At 73.8% G+C, this 20,366-nt stretch carries 19 protein-coding genes and 1 pseudogene; 2 read left to right on the top strand and 18 right to left on the bottom strand.

Annotated elements, in window-relative coordinates; translation table 11 throughout:
- Positions 1-439 precede the first annotated feature (439 nt).
- A pseudogene (locus ABD981_RS10505) lies at positions 440-810 on the bottom strand (LD-carboxypeptidase); the annotation flags it as partial.
- A 260-nt stretch (positions 811-1,070) separates the two neighbouring features.
- Here ABD981_RS10505 and ABD981_RS10500 point away from each other — a divergent pair.
- Complete coding sequence (locus ABD981_RS10500; protein ID WP_046906109.1) at positions 1,071-1,466, top strand: hypothetical protein; 396 nt, start codon at positions 1,071-1,073, stop codon at positions 1,464-1,466.
- Between the two features lie 89 nt (positions 1,467-1,555).
- Here ABD981_RS10500 and ABD981_RS38855 read toward each other — a convergent pair whose 3' ends face one another.
- Positions 1,556-3,703, bottom strand: coding sequence for a cytochrome P450 (locus ABD981_RS38855; RefSeq protein ID WP_425586401.1), 2,148 nt, complete (start codon positions 3,701-3,703; stop codon positions 1,556-1,558).
- Between the two features lie 46 nt (positions 3,704-3,749).
- Here ABD981_RS38855 and ABD981_RS10480 point away from each other — a divergent pair, with 46 nt between their 5' ends.
- Positions 3,750-3,890 (top strand): hypothetical protein, encoded by a 141-nt coding sequence (locus ABD981_RS10480; RefSeq protein ID WP_345528869.1) that lies wholly within the window; start codon positions 3,750-3,752, stop codon positions 3,888-3,890.
- Between the two features lie 86 nt (positions 3,891-3,976).
- Here the strand turns inward: ABD981_RS10480 and ABD981_RS10475 are convergent, their stop codons facing one another.
- From ABD981_RS10475 to ABD981_RS10400, 16 genes are all read right to left on the bottom strand, one after another.
- A complete protein-coding gene (locus ABD981_RS10475) occupies positions 3,977-4,438 on the bottom strand; it encodes a pyridoxal-dependent decarboxylase (protein WP_345528867.1) in 462 nt (153 codons plus the stop codon).
- Between the two features lie 13 nt (positions 4,439-4,451).
- Positions 4,452-5,579: a pyridoxal phosphate-dependent decarboxylase family protein gene (locus ABD981_RS10470; protein WP_345528865.1), complete on the bottom strand. Its 1,128-nt coding sequence runs from the start codon at positions 5,577-5,579 to the stop codon at positions 4,452-4,454.
- 86 nt (positions 5,580-5,665) lie between these two features.
- On the bottom strand, positions 5,666-6,232 hold the full coding sequence (locus ABD981_RS10465) for a dihydrofolate reductase family protein (protein ID WP_046906107.1): 567 nt from the start codon (positions 6,230-6,232) through the stop codon (positions 5,666-5,668).
- A gap of 249 nt (positions 6,233-6,481) precedes the next feature.
- A complete protein-coding gene (locus tag ABD981_RS10460) occupies positions 6,482-7,372 on the bottom strand; it encodes an NAD-dependent protein deacetylase (protein WP_046906106.1) in 891 nt (296 codons plus the stop codon).
- Between the two features lie 132 nt (positions 7,373-7,504).
- On the bottom strand, positions 7,505-7,999 hold the full coding sequence (locus ABD981_RS10455) for a hypothetical protein (protein WP_046906105.1): 495 nt from the start codon (positions 7,997-7,999) through the stop codon (positions 7,505-7,507).
- Between the two features lie 283 nt (positions 8,000-8,282).
- Positions 8,283-9,716 carry an amino acid permease gene (locus ABD981_RS10450; protein ID WP_046906104.1) on the bottom strand — a complete coding sequence of 478 codons (1,434 nt, stop codon included), beginning with the start codon at positions 9,714-9,716 and terminating at the stop codon, positions 8,283-8,285.
- 84 nt (positions 9,717-9,800) lie between these two features.
- Positions 9,801-11,573: an LVIVD repeat-containing protein gene (locus ABD981_RS10445; protein ID WP_046906103.1), complete on the bottom strand. Its 1,773-nt coding sequence runs from the start codon at positions 11,571-11,573 to the stop codon at positions 9,801-9,803.
- 188 nt (positions 11,574-11,761) lie between these two features.
- Positions 11,762-13,033, bottom strand: a complete 1,272-nt coding sequence (kynU, locus tag ABD981_RS10440; RefSeq protein ID WP_046906102.1) for a kynureninase — start codon at positions 13,031-13,033, stop codon at positions 11,762-11,764.
- A gap of 5 nt (positions 13,034-13,038) precedes the next feature.
- Positions 13,039-14,142 (bottom strand): 4-hydroxy-2-oxovalerate aldolase, encoded by a 1,104-nt coding sequence (gene dmpG, locus ABD981_RS10435; protein ID WP_345528858.1) that lies wholly within the window; start codon positions 14,140-14,142, stop codon positions 13,039-13,041.
- Positions 14,139-15,071 (bottom strand): acetaldehyde dehydrogenase (acetylating), encoded by a 933-nt coding sequence (locus tag ABD981_RS10430; RefSeq protein WP_046908731.1) that lies wholly within the window; start codon positions 15,069-15,071, stop codon positions 14,139-14,141. The genes dmpG and ABD981_RS10430 overlap by 4 nt, the downstream gene beginning before the upstream one ends.
- Complete coding sequence (locus tag ABD981_RS10425; RefSeq protein WP_046908732.1) at positions 15,068-16,132, bottom strand: amidohydrolase family protein; 1,065 nt, start codon at positions 16,130-16,132, stop codon at positions 15,068-15,070. Before ABD981_RS10425 ends, ABD981_RS10430 begins: the two co-directional genes overlap by 4 nt.
- A complete protein-coding gene (locus ABD981_RS10420) occupies positions 16,129-16,701 on the bottom strand; it encodes a 3-hydroxyanthranilate 3,4-dioxygenase (protein WP_046908733.1) in 573 nt (190 codons plus the stop codon). Before ABD981_RS10420 ends, ABD981_RS10425 begins: the two co-directional genes overlap by 4 nt.
- The gene (locus ABD981_RS10415) at positions 16,698-17,117 is read right to left on the bottom strand and encodes a RidA family protein (protein WP_046908734.1); all 420 of its coding nucleotides are present in this window, start codon (positions 17,115-17,117) and stop codon (positions 16,698-16,700) included. The genes ABD981_RS10420 and ABD981_RS10415 overlap by 4 nt, the downstream gene beginning before the upstream one ends.
- Complete coding sequence (locus ABD981_RS10410) at positions 17,114-17,965, bottom strand: 2-keto-4-pentenoate hydratase (RefSeq protein ID WP_240495282.1); 852 nt, start codon at positions 17,963-17,965, stop codon at positions 17,114-17,116. Before ABD981_RS10410 ends, ABD981_RS10415 begins: the two co-directional genes overlap by 4 nt.
- The gene (locus tag ABD981_RS10405; protein ID WP_046908793.1) at positions 17,962-18,756 is read right to left on the bottom strand and encodes a 2-keto-4-pentenoate hydratase; all 795 of its coding nucleotides are present in this window, start codon (positions 18,754-18,756) and stop codon (positions 17,962-17,964) included. Before ABD981_RS10405 ends, ABD981_RS10410 begins: the two co-directional genes overlap by 4 nt.
- A gap of 83 nt (positions 18,757-18,839) precedes the next feature.
- Positions 18,840-20,255 carry a 2-hydroxymuconic semialdehyde dehydrogenase gene (locus ABD981_RS10400; protein WP_382747408.1) on the bottom strand — a complete coding sequence of 472 codons (1,416 nt, stop codon included), beginning with the start codon at positions 20,253-20,255 and terminating at the stop codon, positions 18,840-18,842.
- Positions 20,256-20,366 lie beyond the last annotated feature (111 nt).

The raw sequence follows: 20,366 nt of genomic DNA, 5'->3' as shown, positions 1-20,366 counted from the left end.
AAGTGTTTCAAGGGCGGGGCGAAGGTGTACGTCGCCGACGCCTACTGGGGTCCGGGGGGTGATCGGATCACGTCCGTGGGACGCGAGCGGCACACCGGGCGGTGGGTGGTCATCGACATCGCGACGCGCCACCTCCACAGCTTCCGGCCGAAGCTCGTTCACACGCCGCGGGTCCTGCACCGACTGCGAGAGGCCCGACGCGCACGTGGGTTCAGCTCGGCGGAATACGCGGCGGACGTCTCCGCGACGCTGGAGCGGTACGCATGCCGGTACCGAGCCGGGATGGCGCCGTACGCTCCTCACCCGGACCGATGCCTGTGTCACGCCTGCCTCACCGGTGAGGCAGGGTGACGCGTGCGCGTGGACTCGGCATCAACCCGCCCCAGGGCCCGGGCGAGGCGACCATCGCGCCGCGGCCCGACGGACAGTTCGATGTCTTCCAGGAGATGATCTCCAGGTTGCCGCCCCAGCTGATTCCTTCGACCACCCGGTCGGCGTGGTGCCAGGACCACCCCTCGGCGGGTTCCATCTCCGGTTCCGAGTCGCAGGTGTGCGGGTCCTCCCAGGGGCGGTTGACGTCCCCGGAGGTGCTCGGCGGAGTGAGCTCGTACGCCCCCGACGTGAACAACGCCACCCGGAGGGAGTCGGCGGTCGACGGGTGCATCGCGCCGGCCGTCCGAGCTCGACCATCACCGAGGCGCCGTGGTAGCCGACGATGCCCAGGTTCCGCAGGAACAGCAGCAGGTTGGTGTTGTCGCTGTAGCCGATGAACGGCTTGGGGTGGGCACGGAGAAGATCGGGGTCGAGGTGGATCCGTCATCCGACGAGCTCAGGAGCCGACGGCCCTGGCGCCGCGGGGATTGTTCCAGTGCTTGATCTTCAGCGGCCTTGCGCACCGGCTCGCCGCCGTCGCTTGCCCAGGGACGCGGCGGCATCCGCAGAGACGCTCGGCCGATCCGCTCCAGAAGCGCGCCCGGGGCGCGCCCGGGTGCTTCGGGATCATGGGCGTGGTGCTGCGCACGACGAGCCCGCCGAGATGGAGATCCCCGTGGATGAATAGAGTCAGAGGCATGGCGACACCAGTGCTTCAGGCAGTTGAGGCGAACGGCACGACCTGGGACGACCCTTCCGAGGACCAGCTGCACGACCTGTTGGCCGACATGAGTCTCGGGTCACGGTTCGTCGTCGTGCGGCGGCTTGACCGGGAGCCCGCGGATCAGCACTACATGCAGGTCTATCTCAACGACGACCTGAGCTACCAGGTGGAATACCGTGAGGGTGGGCCGGACAGGCACTTCCAGGCATGGGTACCCCGCACGCACGAGGTCTTCGCGGTGGAACCCGTGGCCCAGGTGCTCCAGGGCTGGGCCTGCGGGCGACCTGGCTGGCGTGACGCTCTTTCCTGGGTTCCGTGGTCACCCGCGGAGTCATGCGCCCGTCACCATCCCTCCACGGCCACTCGTTGATCGCTCCCACCAGAACGGTCGCTTCGTAGCGGACGGCTGGATGGGCCTGGGCTGCCGCCGTCGAGCAGGTGCCGGTGCCGGGCCGCGGCTCAGGGGGCATCCGTGTACACGGGCAGGCGGGAGACTCCGCCGATCAGTGACCCGCCGGGGAACGGCAGCGCGGTGGCGGGTTCCGCGAGCCGCAGTGCCGGCACCCGGCCGGCCAGGGCGCCGATCGCGGTCCGCAGTTCGAGCCGCGCGAGGCCGGCGCCGATGCAGTGGTGCGGCCCGTGCCCGAACGCGAGGTGGGGGCCCGGCGGGCGGGTGATGTCGAAGCTGTCGGGCCGGTCGAAGACGGCGGGGTCGCGGCCGGCATGGGCGTGGGAGGGGACGACCGCCTCCCCGGCCCTGACGAGGGTCGCCCCGACGGTCACGTCCGCCACGGCCAGGCGCGGCAGTCCCACGTCGGCGATCGTGTCGAAGCGGAGGATCTCCTCGACGGCGGGTCCGAGGAGCCTCCGGTCGCGGCGGAGGGCCTGCCACTGGTCCGGGTGGTTGAGCAGCGCCAGGACGCCGTTGGTGAGGGTGGCGGCCGTGGTGGCGTGCCCGGCCACGAACAGGTTGACGGCCGTGGCCAGGAGCTCCGGCCGGCTCAGCCCACCGCCCAGGTGGGCGTCCCGCAGCCGGTGGAACAGCCCGCCCGGCACCAGGGCATCGCCCCCGCGCGCCGGGAAGAACAGCCCCTCGTAGTGGGCGCGCAGCGCCAGGTGCCCGGCCCGGGCCTGTTCCGGCGGCAGCGCGGTCAGCGACAGCTTCCGGCGTGCCCAACGGGCCAGCGGAGCACGTTGTACGGAGCTGACGCCGAGCACGTCGAACAGGACGGCCTCGGCCAGCGGGAGCGCCACCGTCGCGAGCAGGTCGACCGGCGCCCGCCCGGCGCCCGCGGCGAGGAGCCCGTCGAGCAGCCGGCCCACATGGCGGTCGACCGCACCGGCGAGCCCGTCGACGCCGTCGTGGCGGAACGCGGGCGCGCAGAGCCGCCGGACCCGCGTGTGGTCGGGCGGATCGAGCCCCAGGAGGCTGGGCTCCTCGAGGTCGGCGAGGGTCCAGCGGGGGCCGCCGGGCGTGCTGAGCATGGCCCGGCGACTGAGCCGGCGGTCGGTCAGGACCCGTACGACGTCGGCGTGGCGCACCGCGAGGTGGGCCGGATCGCCGCTGGGCAGGGTGATGCGGGCCAGGCCCGGCTCGGCCAGGAGCCCGGTGTGCGGCAGCGGCGAGAGACAGTGCTCCCGGTCGAAGGGGTAGGGCAGGCGGTCGCGGTGCGGGGAAGGTCCGGTCATGACGACGCCTCCATGGTCTGCGGTGCGGACGGTGGACCTGCCGCGGGCAGGCCGCAGGCCGCGCGGGGGTGGAGGTGCGGGGGACGGGGGTGGTGCGCGAGGTGCTCGCGCCAGAGCCCGCGCACGGCCTGGTCGACGGGGAGCCCCAGCCAGGCCAGAACGCGGGCCGTGGTCCCCACCGGATCGGCCACCAGATCCGTGAAGCGGACCGGCAGACACCGGTCGGCGACCGACGGGTCGCCGGTGAACGCGTACAGCCTCGCGAGACCGGTGCGCGTGGCGGCGGGTCATCTCCCGGCCGATCTCCACGGGGTCGACCCCGGCGCTGCGCCGGCGCCGGGCCGCGACCACCAGCCCGCAGACGGAGCCGATCGCCTCCTCGACGTCCCGTTCGAGGACGACGAACCGCGCGCCGGGGTACACCCGGTCCAACGAGGGCAGATGCCACAGGTGCGAGGGGCTCTTCAGGACGAGCCGCGCGCCGGCCGGGGCCGGACGCCGGGCCAGCACGTGGGCGAGTTGCGCCCGGTGGAGCTCGTACGCGGACGTCAGATCCTGCGCCAGGAGCCAGGAGGCGTAGCTCGGGACGCGGTAACTGAGCAGCCCGAGGACGCTGTTGCGGAAGTCCGCGTTCATCAGGTGCTCGCACTCCTCCGGCTCGTACGCCCCGGTGGGGTGGACGCGGGCCAGCTCGGGCGCCGTCCGGTGCAGGTCGGCCACGTACCGCTCGGCCTCCGCGACCGGATCGCCCGCCCCGACGGCTCCGGGCGGAGCGACCGGTGAGAGGAGCTCCCACAGGCACGGCGCCCGCAGTGCCGGATGGAGGGCGAGCAGCCGGTGCAGCACCGTGCTGCCGGTCCGGGGCAGCCCGACGAGGACGACGGGCGGCCGCTGCTCCACGGCGGATACGGCGGGCACGGGGCGCGCGTGCAGCCACAGGCGGGTGCGCAGCGCGCGGAGGAGGGTGCCCCGTACCTCGGCCCGACCGGCCGGCTGTGAGCGCGGCCTCGGTCTCCAGCGCCGATACGAGCAGGTCCAGGGCGGGTACGTGACCGGGGGCGCCGAAGTCGTCCAGACCGGCGCCGCGCACGGCCTCGGCCCGTAGGACGTCCGCGTCGAGAGGCTCGGCCCACCCGTCCCGGTCACCGTTCCCCTCTCCCGCGGGCCCTCCTCGCACCGGCCGCCCGGCGATCACGCCGTGCCCCCCGGCCGCTCACGGGACCCGGCACGAGCCGTCCACAGCTCGGCGATCCGGTCGACGACGCCACGCACCCCGTCCCGTTCCACACGCGGATTGATCACGCACAGCCGGAACACCCGACGGCCGCCCACGCCGACGGGGACGACCATGGCGCGTCCCTCCGCCCGCAGATCACGGCAGACCTCCTCGACCAGCCCGTCGACCTCCGCCGGACTCCGCGGCGGGGCGTCGGCCGGCGGAACCCCCCGGAAGGTGACGACAGCCAGCGAGGGCCCCGTGACCACCTCGAACTCGGGCCGGCAGCGGATGTACGCGGCGGTGTCGTCGGCCGTCCGCATGCCGCGCTCCACGGCGGCACGGAAGGCGTCCGCGCCGAACACCTTCAGCGACATCCACAGGCGCAGCGCCCGGAACTCCCGCGTCTGCTCCACCCCCCACTGCAGGTAGTCCACCTCCCCGTCTCCGTCAGCGGTGGCGCCCGCCTCCAGATAGCCGGGGAGGGCGACACCGAACGCGTGGCCCCAGGCGGGCGGGGTCGCGGAGCAGCACGCACCCCGTTCCGGCGGGCTGGAACAGCCACTTGTGCGGGTCGACGCTCACCGAATCCGCCGCGTCCAGGCCCGCCAGCGCGGCACGACCGCGGGCGGTCAGCGCGGCGGGCGCGCCGAAGGCGCCGTCCACGTGCAGCCACAGGCCCTCGTCGCGGCAGAAGGCGGCCAGTTCGGGCAAGGGGTCGACGTCTCCGGTGGCCGTGGTGCCCGCGTTGGCCACCACGAGGAAGGGCCGCAGCCCGTCGCGGCGGTCCCGGGCCACGCGGCGGACCAGGTCGGCCACGGGGATCCGCCGCTGTGCGTCCGCGGGCAGGACCCGGACGCGGTCCCGGCCGATGCCCAGGACGTGGAGCGCGCGGGGGACGGAGAGGTGCGTCTGATCGGAGAAGTAGGCCGTGGCGCCGGGGGCCTCCGTGCCCACGAGGGCGTCGCGGGCCGCGGTCAGGGCGGTCAGGTTGGCGGTCGAGCCCCCGGACACGAACAAGCCCGAGTACCGCGGGGACAGCCCCAGCAGCTCGACCAGCCATCGGACGGCGGCCGACTCGATCGCGCTGGAGACCGCCCCGGTGAACCGCCACCCGGTCGGCACCGCGAACCCGGCGGCCAGGGCGGCGCCGAGCACCCCGGTGACGGTCCCGGGGGAGGGCACGAACGCGAGGAAGTCCGGGTGGTCGGGGTGCGCGTTGCCCTCGCGCAGCAGCCGGCCGACAGCGTCCACCAGGGCGAGCGGATCGCCGGCGGCCGCCTCCGGCAAGGGCTCCCCACGCAGCCCGGCCGCCAGCCCACGCGCCCCGGGCGAAGCCACCGGAAGGGCCCGTTCGACCGCGCGCCCTTGCGTCGCCCGTTCCTTCCCCGCCCCCTGCCCCGCCGCGTCCCCGTGCTCCGAGACGAGCTCCCAGACCCGGCGCCCCAACTCGGCGACCACGTCCGCGGGCAGGGTGAGCGACCCGTCCACCACGCCGCTCGCCGCGGCCGACCGCAGCTGCTGCGGCGGTCGGCCACCCACGAGGTCAGGCACGGCGACCAGCTGCCCGGAAGTCACGCATGGCGTCCATGGAGTCACACTGTGATGCCTGCGCGGCGAGGCGACAAGGCCGCGTGGACGTGCGCCGGCCCGGGCGTCGCGGCTCAGCGCCTCGTCTCGTACCTGGTCAGGACCACGCCGCCGGGAAACGTCCGGGTCTCCACCAGGTTCAGCTTCACCCAGCCGTCCAGCGCGGTGAAGAACGGCGTGCCGCTGCCCACCAGGACCGGATGGGTCGCGATCGCGTACTCGTCGACGAGCCCCGCGCGCACGGCCGCCCCGGCGAGCGTCGCGCCGCCGATGGTCATCGGGCCGCCGTCCTCGGCCTTGAGCCGGGTGATCTCGGCGAGCGCGTCGCCGGTGACCAGGCGGGCGTTCCCGTCGACCTGGTCGAGCGTCGAGGAGAACACCACCTTCGGCGTGTCACGCCAGTTCCGCGCGAACCGGATCTCCGCCGGGGTGGCGCCGGGCTGCTGGTCGCCGGTCGGCCAGTAGGCGCTCATCGTCTCCCACAGCTTGCGCCCGTAGAGGGTCAGGTCGCTCTGCTGCTCGTAGTCGAGCCACCACTGGAACAGTTCCTCGCTCGGCGGTCCGCTCCAGCCGATGTCGTCGCCGGGCGCGGCGATGTAGCCGTCCAGGGTCAGGTTCATGCCGTAGATCAGTTTCCGCATGGCCCAGCCTTCAGTCCGTCGGTGTCCGGATATGCCGACCCGGCGTCGCGGGAAACCCGCCGGCGCGCCGTCCGGGGCTCGCCGGGGGTCCTCGTGCCCCCGCGCCGTCGTGGAGTGCTCGTCGACTCGGGCGAGGCGTCCGATCTCGGCCCCACCCGCGCGAAGAATGCCACGGATACGAGACTGATCGCGGGTGGCAACGCCGCTGCGCGGGCGACGCCGTCGGCGGCCCGGCGGTGAGACCGACGTCTACGCCGTGTCGGCCGGGACGCCGAGCAGCTCCGCGACCGCGGTGAGCGTCGACCCCAAGGGGAGGGCGACCCGGGTGACCGCGTGGGCGTCCCCGCGTGTCGGATCCCGGTTGACGATCAGCACCGGCTTGCCCGCCTCGGCGGCCTGACGGACGAAGCGGAGCCCCGACATCACCGTCAGCGAGGAGCCGAGGACCAGCAGTGAGGCGGCCTCCCGGACCAGCCGGCGGCAGTGTTCGACGCGGTCCGGAGGGACGTTCTCGCCGAAGAACACCACGTCGGGTTTGAGGATCCCGCCGCAGCTCTCGCAGGGCAGCACCCGGAAGCCCGCGACCTGCTCGTCGTCGAGGTCGGCGTCACCGTCGGGGTTGATCCCGGCGGCCACCGGCGCGAAGCCCGGGTTGGCCTCCTCCAGGCGTCGGGCCAGCTCGCGGCGCGGGCTGCGGGCGCCGCACGCGAGGCACACGACCCGGTCCAGGCTGCCGTGCAGCTCCACGACCCCGTCGCTGCCCGCGGCCTGGTGCAGGTTGTCCACGTTCTGCGTGATGACGCCCGAAAGCAGGCCCCGGCGGCCGAACGCGGCGACGGCCCGGTGCCCGGCGTTGGGGCGGGCCCGGCCGAAGGTGCGCCAGCCGAGGTGGCTGCGCGCCCAGTACCGGCGCCGGGCGTTCGGAGCTGCGAGGAAGTCCTGATAGGTCATCGGGGTGTGCCGGCTCAGGCTGCCGCCCTCGCCCCGGTAGTCGGGGATCCCCGATTCCGTGGAGATCCCCGCCCCGCTCAGCACCAGCACCCCGCCCCGACCGAGAGCGTCCGCGATCGGCCGCGGATCCGTGGTGCCCGGCGGCAGACCGGCGGGCGGCGTCCAGGTGAGTGTCGGGCGCATGCGCATACTGACAGGGTACGGACGGCGCACCCGGAACACCGCGACCCGTCCCGACCCGCCAGGCCTCCGCGTGCGGAAACGCCCCGACGTACGCCCCGACGTACGCCCCGACGTGGCTCTGGCAGTGATCCGGTTCGGCTACCTGGCGTCGCCTGCCGGGGCCGGCAGGCGGGACCTGGCGATGTTGCGGATGCGCCGGGTGCGGCCGCCCTCGGCCAGGGTCGCCAGGATGGTCACGGCCGATGACTCCTCTGCAGAGCGGAGCTGGAGCCAGTTGGAGGCGACGAGCAGGGTCTCGGCATCCCATGGATCGCCCAAGGTCATCGCCCGCAGCAGAGTCCACTCGCGCAGGCGCCGGGCAGAAAAGTCGTCCACCGCCACGGGACCGGTCAGCTCCCGGCACCAGGAGGGATAGCCGGGGTCCGTGAGCAGTTCAGCGGCCCGTCGGTCGAGGTACTCGCAGACGGCGCTGTTCGCCATGCCCGCATCGGGGTCGGTGAGCACACGGGTGACGAGGGCGGCTGCGTCCTCGTCGGACACCTTGTCGAACACCTCGCGGTAGCGGGCAAACCGCACGTGCTCGTCCGGTTCCCAGTCCGGATCGTCAGCCGAGGCCGCGTCGCCCAAGGTCATCGTTCCCTTTCGGCCTATGGAAGAGAGAAGCCTGCCACCACCGTGGTGGCTGAGCACCCATCGAACCATGACGATCTTCGGCTACGGAAGTCTTGCCAGAGACCCCGACGTACGCCCCGACGTACGCACCGACGCGCCGGAGCCCCCACCTGCCCGGGCGGGCGCCCGGCCGCGAGGACCCGCCCGCCCCCGGACGCGCCGCGGCGCCGTGCCACGGGCCCTCGACCGTGGCACGGCGCCGCCGCCCCCCCCCCGTGCGCCGGCCCCCTCCGGCGGGTTCTGTTCAGGTCCGGCGGGTGCTCCTGCGGCGCAGCGCCGTCAGGGCGTAGCAGACCAGGAGCACGGCGGTGAACGCCAGCCCGATGCCCGCCGCCTGCCGCATGTCCGGGACCTCGATCGCGGTGGCGGCGACGGCCAGCACTCCGACCCCGGCCACCAGCGCGAGCTTGCTGCCCCCGGGGACGCTGAAGCCCGAGAACTCCGTCGGATGCGCGTCCCGGTGGCGTCGGAAGGCCACGTACGAGGCGAGGATCAGGAGCCAGACGAGCAGCACCGCGAAGAGGGCGATCGACATCAGGATGCCGAAGATGCCCCCGACGTCGTAGAAGGCGAGCAGCGCCGCCGCCGCGATGCCCAGGGTAGAGGCGGCCAGCGCCGCGGCAGGGACACCGCGCGTGGTGAGCCGTGCCAGGGGTGCCGGGGCGAGGCCGTCGTCGCCGAGGGAGTGCAGGAGCCGGGAGGCGCCGTACAGGTGGGCGTTGGCGGCGGAGATCGCGGCGACGAGCACCACGAGGTTGGTGAGGGTCGCCGCCGCCGGCACGCCGACGTCGGAGAAGACCCGTACGAACGGACTCGCCTCGACGCTGCCGTCGCTCTCCGCGAGCCGCCGCCACGGGATCAGCGCGACGACCAGCGTGATGGCCAGCACGTAGAAGACGCTGAGCCGCCACGCGAGCTGGCGCATCGCGGTCCTGATGGACCGCTGGGGGTCGGTGGCCTCGGCCGAGGCGATGGCGACGACCTCGAAACCGGCGTACGCGAACATCACCACCGACATCGCGATCCAGACGGACTCGGCGCCGTGCGGCATGAACCCGCCGTCGTCGGTGAGGTGCGCGAAACCGGTGGCCTGCGTGTCCGGGAGACCGAAGAAGACGAGCAGCGCCGCGCACAGGATGAAGGCGCACAGCGCGGTCACCTTGATCGTGGAGAGCCAGAACTCCGTGGTCCCGAAGGACTTCACGTTGATGATGTTCACCGCGAGGACCACCGCCGCCACGGCCAGGATCGCCGCCGACATCGGTACCCCCGGCCACCACCACCGGATGTACAGCGCGGAGGCGACGACCTCCGTGCCGATGACCACGACCGCGCTGAACCAGTACATCCAGCGGGTGACGAAGCCCGCCCACGGCCCGAGGTACTTGTGCGCGATCGCACCGAACGAGCCCTGTACGGGATGGGCCGCGGACATCTCGCCGAGCAGGACCGCGATGACGGCCACCAGCACGGCGCCGATCGCGTACGCGATGATCACGGCCGGTCCGGCGGCGGATATCGCCGACCCGGAGCCGAGGAACAGACCGGTGCCGAGCGCGGATCCCAGGCCGATCATGGTGGTCTGGCGGGGGGTCAGGGAGCGGACGAGGCCGCCGTCCCGGGTACCGGGGTCGGATGCGGGGCCGGGGACCGGGACGGGTCTTTCCTGAGTGGCCATGGCGGGTTTCCTTCTGTGCGTGCCCGTACGGGGGCGGGGCGGCGGGGCTGGGGGTGCGGGGGGGAGAGGCGAGCCGGGCAAGGCTCAGAACGCGCTGTTGCGGAACGGCTCGGCCGGGCGGTCGAGGTCCGGCTCGCCGAGGACCTTCGGCGAGGACAGCGCGTAGATGCCGTGGTTGGTCAGCACCCAGGCGATGTTCCGGTCCCACTCCACGTACACGCCGTGCGTCTGGTTGCCGTACGCGTAGTCCGGGGTGCCGTTGCCGTACGCCTTCGGGACGAAGTAGGCCTCGATCTCCGGCCGGGCGGGGTTCGAGACGTCGAAGAACTGCACGCCCGCGTTGTAGAAGCCGTAGCCGAGCACCCCCGGGGTGTGCCGGCCCGGATTGGTGTAGGAGCCGGTGCGCTTGGGGCCGAAGCTGCCGCGCCGCTGGCAGAAGTCCGTGATGCCGGACGCCTTCGGCGGGACCGGGCGGGGCAGGGCGCCGACGAGCCGCGGGTTCCTCGGGTCCTTGACGTCGATCTGGTAGACGTCCTTGTAGGGCTCGTAACAGTCCTCGGTGAGCGGGTAGCCGGAGTAGTAGACGATGCCGGTGCGCTCGTACTGGGACACGTCGATGTTGTCGCCCTCGGTGCCCGCGACGGACGGCGGCAGGTCGAGGTGGCTCACCGTCCGCAGGTTCGCCGGGTCCGAGATGTCGAGCACGGTCAGGCCGTAGCCGCCCATCGCGGCGAACGCGTAACGCCCGCCCTTCTCCACGGGCCTGGGCACGAACAGCGGCATGCGCGCACCCATCCAGCTCGTGCGGTTGCCGCAGCGCGGGTTCTTCCGGTACTCCGCGTCCTCACCGGTCCGCTGCCCCGGCAGGTGCCAGGTGTCGAGCAGCTTCGGGTGGGCCGGGTCGGCCATGTCCCAGGACTGGTAGCCGGCCGAGTGGAGGTTGGTCGGGTACTCGGTGCGGGAGTAGGTGTCGTCCGGCGCCGTCGCGATGAACATGTACCGGTCGCCCGTCCAGTACGGCGTGTCGAGCGAACCGGAGCCCTGCTGGGCCGTGCCGGTGTCGCTGCGCAGGGGGTCCTTCTGGGTGGCGTCGGTGGACACCGTCGCGAGCAGCTTCCAGTCCTTCTTCCGGGGGCCGTCCAGCCGGAAGACCTTGAAGCCCTTCAGGCCCGGCTTGGCGCGCACCTTCCGGACGCCCTCCGGGTTGGCGTACTTGTCCTGCGCCGGGTCGTCGGTGAGCTCGTGGATCTGCCGCTTGTTCTCGAAGCTCTGGACCATGACGTACGCGCGGAGCTTCTTGTTCCACTGGATGGTGGAGGCGCCCCAGTAGTCGTTGGCCGCCCAGTCGCCGTTGGCCTTCGTCTCGTCGCCGTCCACGTCCCCGCGGCTCAGGCGCTCGACGACCCGCACCTTCTTCACGTCGGTGATGTCGTAGACCCGGCCCTCGGAGCGGTCGTACTGGAACATGTAGCGCCGGCCGTCGAAGTCGACGATGTTCTGCCAGGTGTGGAAGTAGTCGGGAGTGAAGTCCGGTCCCTCGTAGGCGGCTTCGACCTTCATGTTCTTGATGTACGAGCGGGTGTCGTACTCCGCGTTGCGGCCCGGGAAGGAGTGCTCGTGCTCTTCGTCGAGCGGGGTGAGGGCGGGGTGCCGGAAGGTCCCGTCCAGCTGCATGCCGTACGCGCCGGGGTCGGCCGGCCCGGGACGGCGGTCGGCGCAGACCTCCGGGATGTTCGGGTCGGTCGCGCGGGCGGCGGCGGCCGCGGAGGCCGCGCCGGACCCGCCGGGCACGAGCAGGGTCGCGGTGGCGGCGGCGACCGCCGTGGCCAGGGCCGCCTTCGTACGCAGTGATCGCATGGGGGTCCTCGGGGTGCTCGGGTTCTCGGCGGTGAGAAACGGGTGGGAGAGACGTGCGAGGGTTCCGGCCCGCGCGGCGGCCGACCGCCCGGGGCGGCGGCTTGGCAGCGGCCCTGCGACGGCCTGGCGTCGGCTCGGGGATCGCGCGGACCGGCTGTGGGTGGGTGTGCGGGGGAGGTCCGGGGACCTCAGGTGACCGTCGGCCGCTGCTGGTGCTCCGCGGCCAGGTGGGCCCCGGAGGTCACGATCGACCGCAGCTCGCCCACCGCGTGCAGGACGTCCGCGTGGGTGAGGTAGAGGGCGTTGAATCCGAAGCGCAGCAGGTCCGGGGCGCGCATGTCCCCGATGACGCCGCGCGCGGTGAGCGCGGCGATCAGCGGGTACGCCTCCGGGTGCCGCAGCGCGACCTGGCTGCCCCGGCGGGCGGGCTCGCGCGGGGTGGCCATCGTGAAGCCGAGGCCGTCGAGCAGGGAGTCCGCGCACTCCTGGAAGAAGCCGGTCAGGGAGAGGCTCTTGGCCCGCAGCGCCTCCATGTCCACGCCCTCGTAGGCCGTCAGCGCGGCCTCCAGGGCGATCAGCGAGAGGAGCGGCGGGGTGCCGATCCGGGCACGGGTGATCCCTGGGGCGGGGGCGTACGCACCGGACATCGCGAACGGCTCCGCGTGCCCGTGCCAGCCGGTCAGCGGGTGGTCGAACTCCGCCTGGTGGCGGTGGGCGACGTACCCGAACGCGGGGGCGCCGGGGCCGCCGGAGAGGTACTTGTAGCCGCAGCCGACGGCGAAGTCGGCCCCGATCGCGTCCAGCCGCACGGGCAGGGCGCCCGCCGCGTGGCACAGGTCCCAGTGGACCAGGGCCCCGGCCGCGTGCGCGGCGGCCGTGAGTGCCGCCATGTCGTGCAGCTCACCGGTGCGGTAGTCCACCGGGGCGTACGCGGCGACGGCGACGTCCGGGCCCTCGGCGGCCAGCACGGCGGCGGCCTCGCGGGCCGGCACCCGGCGGACGTCGAGGCCGAGCAGCCGGCCCACCGAGTCGGCGATGTACTGGTCGGTGGGGAAGTGGTCGGGGTCGGTCAGGAGCAGCCGGCGGCCGGGGCGCAGCCGGGCGGCGGCGAGCAGGGTGTTGAACAGCTGGACGCTGGTGGAGTCCCCGGCGACCACCTGGCCCGGGGCGGCGCCGACGAGCCGGCCGATGGCGTCGCCCGTCCGCACGGGCGCCTCCCACCAGCCGTTGGCGTTCCAGGAGCGGATCAGGTCGGTGCCCCACTGGCGGTGCACCGCGTCCTCGACGGCGGCGGGCACGGCCGCGGGGAGGGCCCCGAGGGAGTTCCCGTCGAGGTAGACGACCCCCTCGGGGAGGAGGAAGCGGTCCCGGACGTGAGCGAGGGCGTCGGCGGCGTCGAGCGCGGCGGCGCGGTCGGCGAGCGTCGTGGACGTGGGCGTGGGCGTGGGCGGGGTCGGCATGGCGGTCACTCCGTCGTGACGTGGGCGGGAGAGAGGGAGGGGGAGGCGGCGGGGTGGGCGGCGGGGGGAGTGGAGCCGGCGGCGGGCGGGGGTCCGGCCGGACCTCGCCCTGCGACGAGGTCCAGCGCGATGTCCGCGAGCAGGTCCTCCTGCCCGCCGACGAGCCGCCGCCGTCCCGCCTCGACCAGCAGGTCACGGGTGTCGAGCCCGTGGCGCAGGGCGGTGGCCTCCGCGTGCCGCAGGAAGCTGGAGTACACCCCGGCGTAGCCGAGGGTCAGCGTCTCCCGGTCGACCCGCACGGGCCTGTCCTGCGTCGGTCGTACGAGCTCCTCGGCCGCGTCCATCAGCGGGAACAGCGAGCAGCCGTGCTCCCAGCCCAGCAGGTCGAAGACGGCCACCGTGGGTTCGAGCGGGGCGTTGCCCGCTCCGGCGCCCTGGCCCGCGAGCGAGGCGTCGACACGGTACGCGCCCGCCTCCACGGCGGTGATGCTGTTGGCGACGCCCAGGCCCAGGTTGTGGTGGGCGTGGATGCCGATCTCGGTGGCCGGGTCGAGCACGTCGCGGTAGGCGCGGACCCGGTCCCGTACGCCGTCCATGGTGAGCCGGCCGCCCGAGTCCGTGACGTAGACGCAGTGCGCTCCGTACGACTCCATGAGCCGGGCCTGGGCGGCCAGTTCGGCCGGCGGGGCCATGTGGGACATCATCAGGAAGCCGGACACGTCCATGCCGAGTTCCCGGGCGAGGCCGATGTGCTGGGCGGCGATGTCGGCCTCGGTGCAGTGCGTCGCGACCCGCACGGAGGTGACGCCGAGGGAGTGCGCGCGCCGGAGGTCCTCGGCCGTGCCCACCCCGGGCAGCAGAAGGGTGGTGAGCCGTGCGCGGTCGAGCACCCCGGCCGCCGCCTCCAGCCACTCCCAGTCGGTGTGCGCGCCGGGGCCGTAGGTGACGGAGGAGCCGGAGAGCCCGTCGCCGTGGGCGACCTCGACGGCGTCGACGCCGGCGGCCTCCAGGGCGGCGGCGACGGCCCGGACCTGGTCGAGGGTGTAGCGGTGCGACACGGCGTGCATGCCGTCCCGCAGGGTGACGTCCTGGACGTAGACGGAGGTCATCGGGCCGGGCTCCGTTCGGCCAGGCGCTCGGCGGTGCGCAGCGCGGCGGAGGTCATGATGTCGAGGTTTCCGGCGTAGGCCGGGAGGTAGTGGGCGGCGCCCTCCACCTCCAGGTACACGGAGACGAGGAGCCGTGCGCCGCCGCCGGTCCGTGGGCCGCCGGCGAGCCGGGCGAGCGGGTCGTCCTCGCGGATCCGGCGGAACTGCGGTTCCTGCTTGAGCCGGTAGCCGGGGACGTACGCGGCGACGGACTCGGCCATCGCGCGCACGGAGGCGGCCACCCGCTCGGTGTCGCAGTCATCGACGAGGCAGTGGACGGTGTCCCGCATGAGCAGCGCGGGCTCCGCCGGATTCAGGATGATGATGGCCTTGCCCCGGGCGGCGCCGCCGACCCGCTCCAGGGCGCGGGAGGTGGTCTCGGTGAACTCGTCGATGTTGGCCCGGGTGCCGGGGCCCGCCGACCGCGAGGCGATCGAGGCGACGATCTCCGCGTAGTGCACGGGCGCCACCGCCGAGACGGCGGAGACGATCGGGACCGTGGCCTGACCGCCGCAGGTGACCATGTTGAGGTTGGGGGCGTCGAGGTGCTCGTCGAGGTTGACGGGCGGGACCACGTACGGACCGATGGCCGCCGGGGTCAGGTCGACGATCCGCTTGCCGTACGGGGCGAGCGCGGCGGCGTTGCGGTGGTGCGCGGCGGCGGAGGTGGCGTCGAAGACGAGGTCGATCGAGTCGAACTCGTCGAGGGCGATGAGCCCCGCGACGCCGTCCGCGCTGGTCGCGACGGACAGCCTGCGGGCCCGGGCGAGCCCGTCGGACTCCGGGTCGATGCCGATCATCGCGGCGGCGGTGACCGCCCCCGAGCCCCGGATCATCTTGATGAGCAGGTCGGTGCCGATGTTGCCCGACCCGATCACGGCGGCCCTCATCGGACGGCCCCCTTCCCCGCGGGGGTGAGCGCGGCGGCGGAAGCCGGGGCCGGCGCGGGCGCGGGCGTGAGACCGAAGAAGCGCACGGCGTTGCCGCCGAGGATCGCGTCCCGCTCCTCCGGGGTGAGCCCGCTCTCCCGGACCAGCCGGCCGATCTCCTCCTCGCCGAGCGGGAAGGGGTGGTCGGAGCCCAGCAGCACCCGCTCCGCGCCCATCACGTCCACGAGCAGCCGCAGCGCGCCGGGGTCGAAGACCGCCGAGTCGACGGAGAACCGGTCGGTGTAGTGCGAGGGCGGGTGCGGGCTGTCCGCTCGGACCAGGTCACGGCGGTGCCACGCGTTGTCGGCGCGGCCCAGGAGGTACGGGAAGCTGCCGCCGCCGTGCGCGAAGAGCAGGCGCAGCGAGGCCGGCAGCCGCTCGAAGGCGCCGGAGAGGATCAGCGAAAGGATCGTCAGATGGGTCTCGCCCGCCATGCCCGCGAGCCAGGCCAGCATGTAGCGCGAGTACCGGGGGCCGGACGGCAGGTCCCAGGGGTGCACCAGGACGGCCGCGTCCTCCTCGGCGCAGTGCGCGAGGAACTCGACGAGCGCCCCGTGGTCGAGGTCGAGGTCGCCGAGGTGGTTGCCGATGTGGACGCCGTGGAAGCCCTGGGCCATCGCCTCGGTGACCATCGCGCAGGCCGCCTCGGTGTCCTGGAGCGGCACCTGGCACAGCGGGGCCAGCCGGTGCGGGGCGTGGGAGCCGTACGCGAGGAGGTGGGAGTTGACGGTACGGCACCAGTCGACGGCCCGCCCGGTCTCCAGCTGGTAGCCGAAGAGCAGCGGCGTGCTGGACACCACCTGGACGTCCACCCCGAGCCGGTCCAGGTCGGCGACGCGCTCCGCCGGGTCCCACAGGGTGCGCCGGACCGGCCGGTACTCGGCGGACCCGGCCATCATCATCCCCGCGTCCGGACCGTCCGTGGTCCGCAGCCAGGGGGCCTCGTCGGAGCCGGTGAGGCGCCGGGCCTCGGCACGGCCGATCTCCGGAAAGACGTGGGCGTGGATGTCGACGACGGTCATATCAGGCCCGCCTCGTCGCGGCGGGTGCGCGGCCGCAGCTCCTCGGGCCAGTCCTTGCCCGGGTGCACGGCTCCGCAGTTCGGGCAGACGCGGGCGGCCTCGTCGCCGTAGAACGCCTCGAACACCGGCGGCAGGTCGTCGACGATCGAGCCGAGCTGCAACTCGCTGCGGTGCACCAGGTGGTGGCACTCCATGCAGTACCACTCGAAGGCGTCGCGCGCCCCCTGCGGCCGGACGTACTCGACGACCAGGCCCACGCTGTCGTCCTCCGGCCGCTGGGGGGAGTGCCGCACGTGCGCGGGGAGCAGGAAGACGTCGCCCTCGCGGATGTGGATGTCGTGCGGCGGCCGCCCCTCCTCGTCCATGACGCGGAGCAGCATGTCGCCCTTGAGCTGGTAGAAGAACTCCTCGGTCGGGTCGTCGTGGAAGTCGGTGCGACGGTTGGGGCCGCCCACGACCGTCACCATCAGATCGGAGTCCTGCCAGATCTGGACGTTGCCGACCGGCGGCCTGAGCAGGTGGCGGTGCTCCTCGATCCAGGCGTGGAGGTTGAACGGTTTCATGGTCATCTGGGTGGTTCCTTGTCCTGCGGAATGTGGGCCACGGCGCTGATCTCGATCAGCAGGTGCGGATGGGGAAGCTGGTGGACGGCGACGGTGGTGCGGGTCGGGCCGGTCTCGTCGAAGTACTCGGCGTACACCTCGTTGTAGCCGCCGAAGTCGTTCATGCTGACCAGGTACGTCGTGACGGAGACCAGGTCCTTCAGGCCCCCTCCGGCGGCGGCGAGGAGGCGGCCGACGGTCTCGATCACCGCCCGGGTCTGGGCGCGGATGTCGAGGTCCGTGACCCCCATCGGGTCGGCGCTCGCCCCCACGAAGGTGCCGTCGGGCCGGCGGGAGCTGGTGCCGGAGACGTAGACGAGGTCGCCGGCGCGCCGGACGTGCGGGAAACGGCCGCGTGGCGGCGCGGCACCGGGCACGATCACGCGTCCCCCTCGGCGGTCTCGGCGTCGGCAGCGGTCGTGGCGGACTCCGTGCCCCCGGCGTGCCCAGCGGCTTCGGCGAACACCGCGCCCTCGCCGGACTTCGCGTCCCCGGCGGCCGCCGTGGTGAGGGCGACCGTGCCGAGCCCCGCGACCGTGGCCCGTACGTACGTGCCCGGCGGCAGCGGCACGGCCGCCGTCGCCGCGCCCGCGAGGATCACCGTGCCGGGCTCCAGCGGACCGCCGAGCCGGGCCGCGGCGGCCAGCGCGCGCAGCGGGTGCCCGAGGATCGCGGCGGTCGACCCGGTCTCCGCGGTCCGCCCGTCGAGCTCCAGGAGGACGCCGAGACCGCCCAGTTCGCGCGGGGCCCGCCAGGCGCCCACGGCGTAGTGCGCCGCCGAGGTGTTGTCGGCGACGACCTCGGGGAGCGAGAAGCGGAAGCCGTCGTAGCGGGAGTCGATGACCTCGAGGGCCGGGGCCACGGCCGCGACCGCCGCCATCGGGTCCCCGCCCGGGACCAGCCGGTCTCCGAGCAGGAACGCCACCTCGGGCTCCACCCGGGGGTGGATGAGCCCGGAGACGTCGAGCCGCCCCCCGTCCGGTACCTCCATCCGGTCCGTCAGCCGCCCGTGGATCAGATCGGAGACCCCCATCTGCCGCATCTTCGCCACGCTCGTGAAGCCCAGCTTGAAGCCGGTCAGCCGCTCGCCCCTGGCCAGCCGCCGCGCGACCAGGGCGCCCTGGACCGCGTACGCCGCGGCCGTGTCCGTCAGACCGCTGCCGCCGCCGGCCAGCGGGCGGCCGTCCCGTGCCGCGCCGTCGAGGGCCTCGGCCAGTGCGCCGGCGTTCATCGGGCGTCCCCTTCCGGCGCGGGGCGGCCGAAGGCCGCGCGGACCGAACCGAGACCGTCGATACGGGCTTCGAGGACGTCGCCGGGTTCGACGGCGGTCATCGGGCCGAGCGCCCCCGTGAGCACGGTGTCCCCGGCCCGCAGCGGTCGGCCGAGCCGCGCCAGCGTGTCCGCGAGCCAGACGGCCGCGTGCAGCGGATTGCCCAGACAGGCCGCGCCCGCCCCGGTGGAGACCGGCTCGCCGCGCCGTTCGAGGACCATCCCGGCGGTCCGCAGGTCGAGTTCCCGCAGGAGTGCGGGGCGGGTGCCCAGGACGTACACGCCGCTGGAGGCGTTGTCGGCGATGGTGTCCACGGCCGTGATGTCCCAGTCGCGGATCCGGCTGCCGACCACCTCGACGGCGGGCAGCGCGAAGGCCGTCGCCCGGATCACGTCGGCCACGGTGTGCCGCTCGTGCGGGAGGTCGTGGCCGAGGACGAGGGCGACCTCGGCCTCGGCGCGGGGCTGGAGCACCGCGCCCCAGGGGATCTCGGCCCCGTCAGGGACGGCCGTGTCGTCGAACAGCGGGCCGAAGTCCGGTGTGTCGACACCCAGTTGGGCCTGCACCGCCGGTGAGGTCAGCCCGATCTTCCAGCCGGTGATCCGGCGCCCGGAGGCGACCAGCCGGTCGCTCAGCAGGGTCTGGACGGCATAGGCGGCGTCCAGGTCCCCGGGCGGCAGCAGGTCACGGACCGGGGCGCACGGCACGCCCGTCCGGCGCGCCGTGTCGAGGCGCTCGGCGGCCGACTCCACCGCCGGGTCGACGGCAGGCGCGTCCGCGGTACTCGCGCTGCTCGCCGTGCGCGTGGTGCTCGTGGTGTTCGCGGCGACGGTGTTCACAGCTTCACGCACACATTCATCGGTTCGGAGAAGAAGTCGAGGGAATGGTCGCCGCCCTCACGGCCGATGCCGGACGCCTTCACGCCGCCGAAGGGGGTGCGCAGATCGCGCAGGTTCCAGGTGTTGACCCAGGCGATGCCGACGTCGAGGGCCGGGGCGACCCGGTGCGCCCGGCTCACGTCGCCCGTCCACACCGTGGCGGCCAGCCCGTAGGGTCCGGCGTTGGCGAGCGCCAGCGCCTCCTCCTCGGTGTCGAACGGCGCCAGGTGCACGACGGGACCGAAGATCTCCTCCCGTACCGCCGGGTGGTCCTCGGGCAGTCCGGTCAGCACGGTCGGCTCCACCCAGAAGCCGCCGTCCCGGTCGTCCCCGAACCGCGGCACCCCGCCGCCCGCGAGGATCCGGCCGTCGGCCGCCGCCTTCCCGAGGTAGCCGAGCACCTTGTCGCGGTGCGCGGCGGAGACCATCGGGCCGTAGCCGGTCAACTCCCGCGCCCCGGCCGCCAGCGCCTCGGCGAACGCGTCGAACACCGGCCGCTCCACGTACACCCGCTCGGTGCACAGGCACACCTGCCCGCTGTGGGTGAACGCCGAGCGGAGGGTGCCCTCCACCGCCCGCTCCAGATCCGCGTCGGCGAAGACGAGCCCGGCGTTCTTGCCGCCCAGCTCGAAGGAGACGGGGGCCAGCCGCCCGGCGACGGCCCGCATGATCGTCGAACCGGTGCGGGACTCCCCGGTGAACGCGACGGCGTCCACCCCCGGGTGCTCGGTGAGCCACTGGCCGGCGGCGTCCCCGCCACCGCCGTGCACGAGGTTGAAGACACCCGGCGGCAGCTCCGCCCCGGCCATCACCTCCGCCAGCAGGCAGGCCGTGCCCGGGGTGAGTTCGGAGGGCTTGGCGACCACGGTGTTGCCCGTCGCGAGCGCCGGGGCCACCTTCCAGGTGAGGAGGAGCAGGGGCAGGTTCCACGGCGAGATCACCGCGACCACGCCGAGCGGCTTGTGCACCGTGTAGTTCAGGGCGCCGCGCCCGTCGGGCGTGGGCGTGTTCCAGGACCGCTCGGCACGGCCGACGAGCAGGTCGGCGTACGAGCGGAAGTTGGCGACGGCGCGCGGGATGTCGACCGTCGAGGCCAGCTCCCGGGGCTTGCCCGTGTCGGCGCACTCGGCGTCGACGAACTCCTCGAACCGCGCTTCGATGCCGTCGGCGATCCGGTGCAGCAGCCGGGCGCGCTCGGCCGGGCTCCAGGAGGCCCACGGTCCGCTCAGAGCGGCGCGGGCCGCGTCGACCGCGCGGTCCACCAGCTCCCGGGAGGCCGCGGGCGCCTCGCCCGCGGTGGTGCCCCGGACCGGGTCGACGAGCGGGAACGGCACGCCCGAGCCGTCGAACCCGCCCCCTACGTAATGCCGCACAGGTGAGCGCACCTTGCAGACCTCCGTTGCGATACCAGGCCGGGACTTCGGATCAGGTGTCCCGGCGCGTGCCGGTATCATGCGCCCATCAAGCTATGCCGAACCAATGCC

The sequence above is a fragment of the Streptomyces showdoensis genome, assembly GCF_039535475.1.
Taxonomy (GTDB): Bacteria; Actinomycetota; Actinomycetes; order Streptomycetales; family Streptomycetaceae; genus Streptomyces; species Streptomyces showdoensis.
This window is presented reverse-complemented; position numbering and strand designations above follow the sequence as displayed.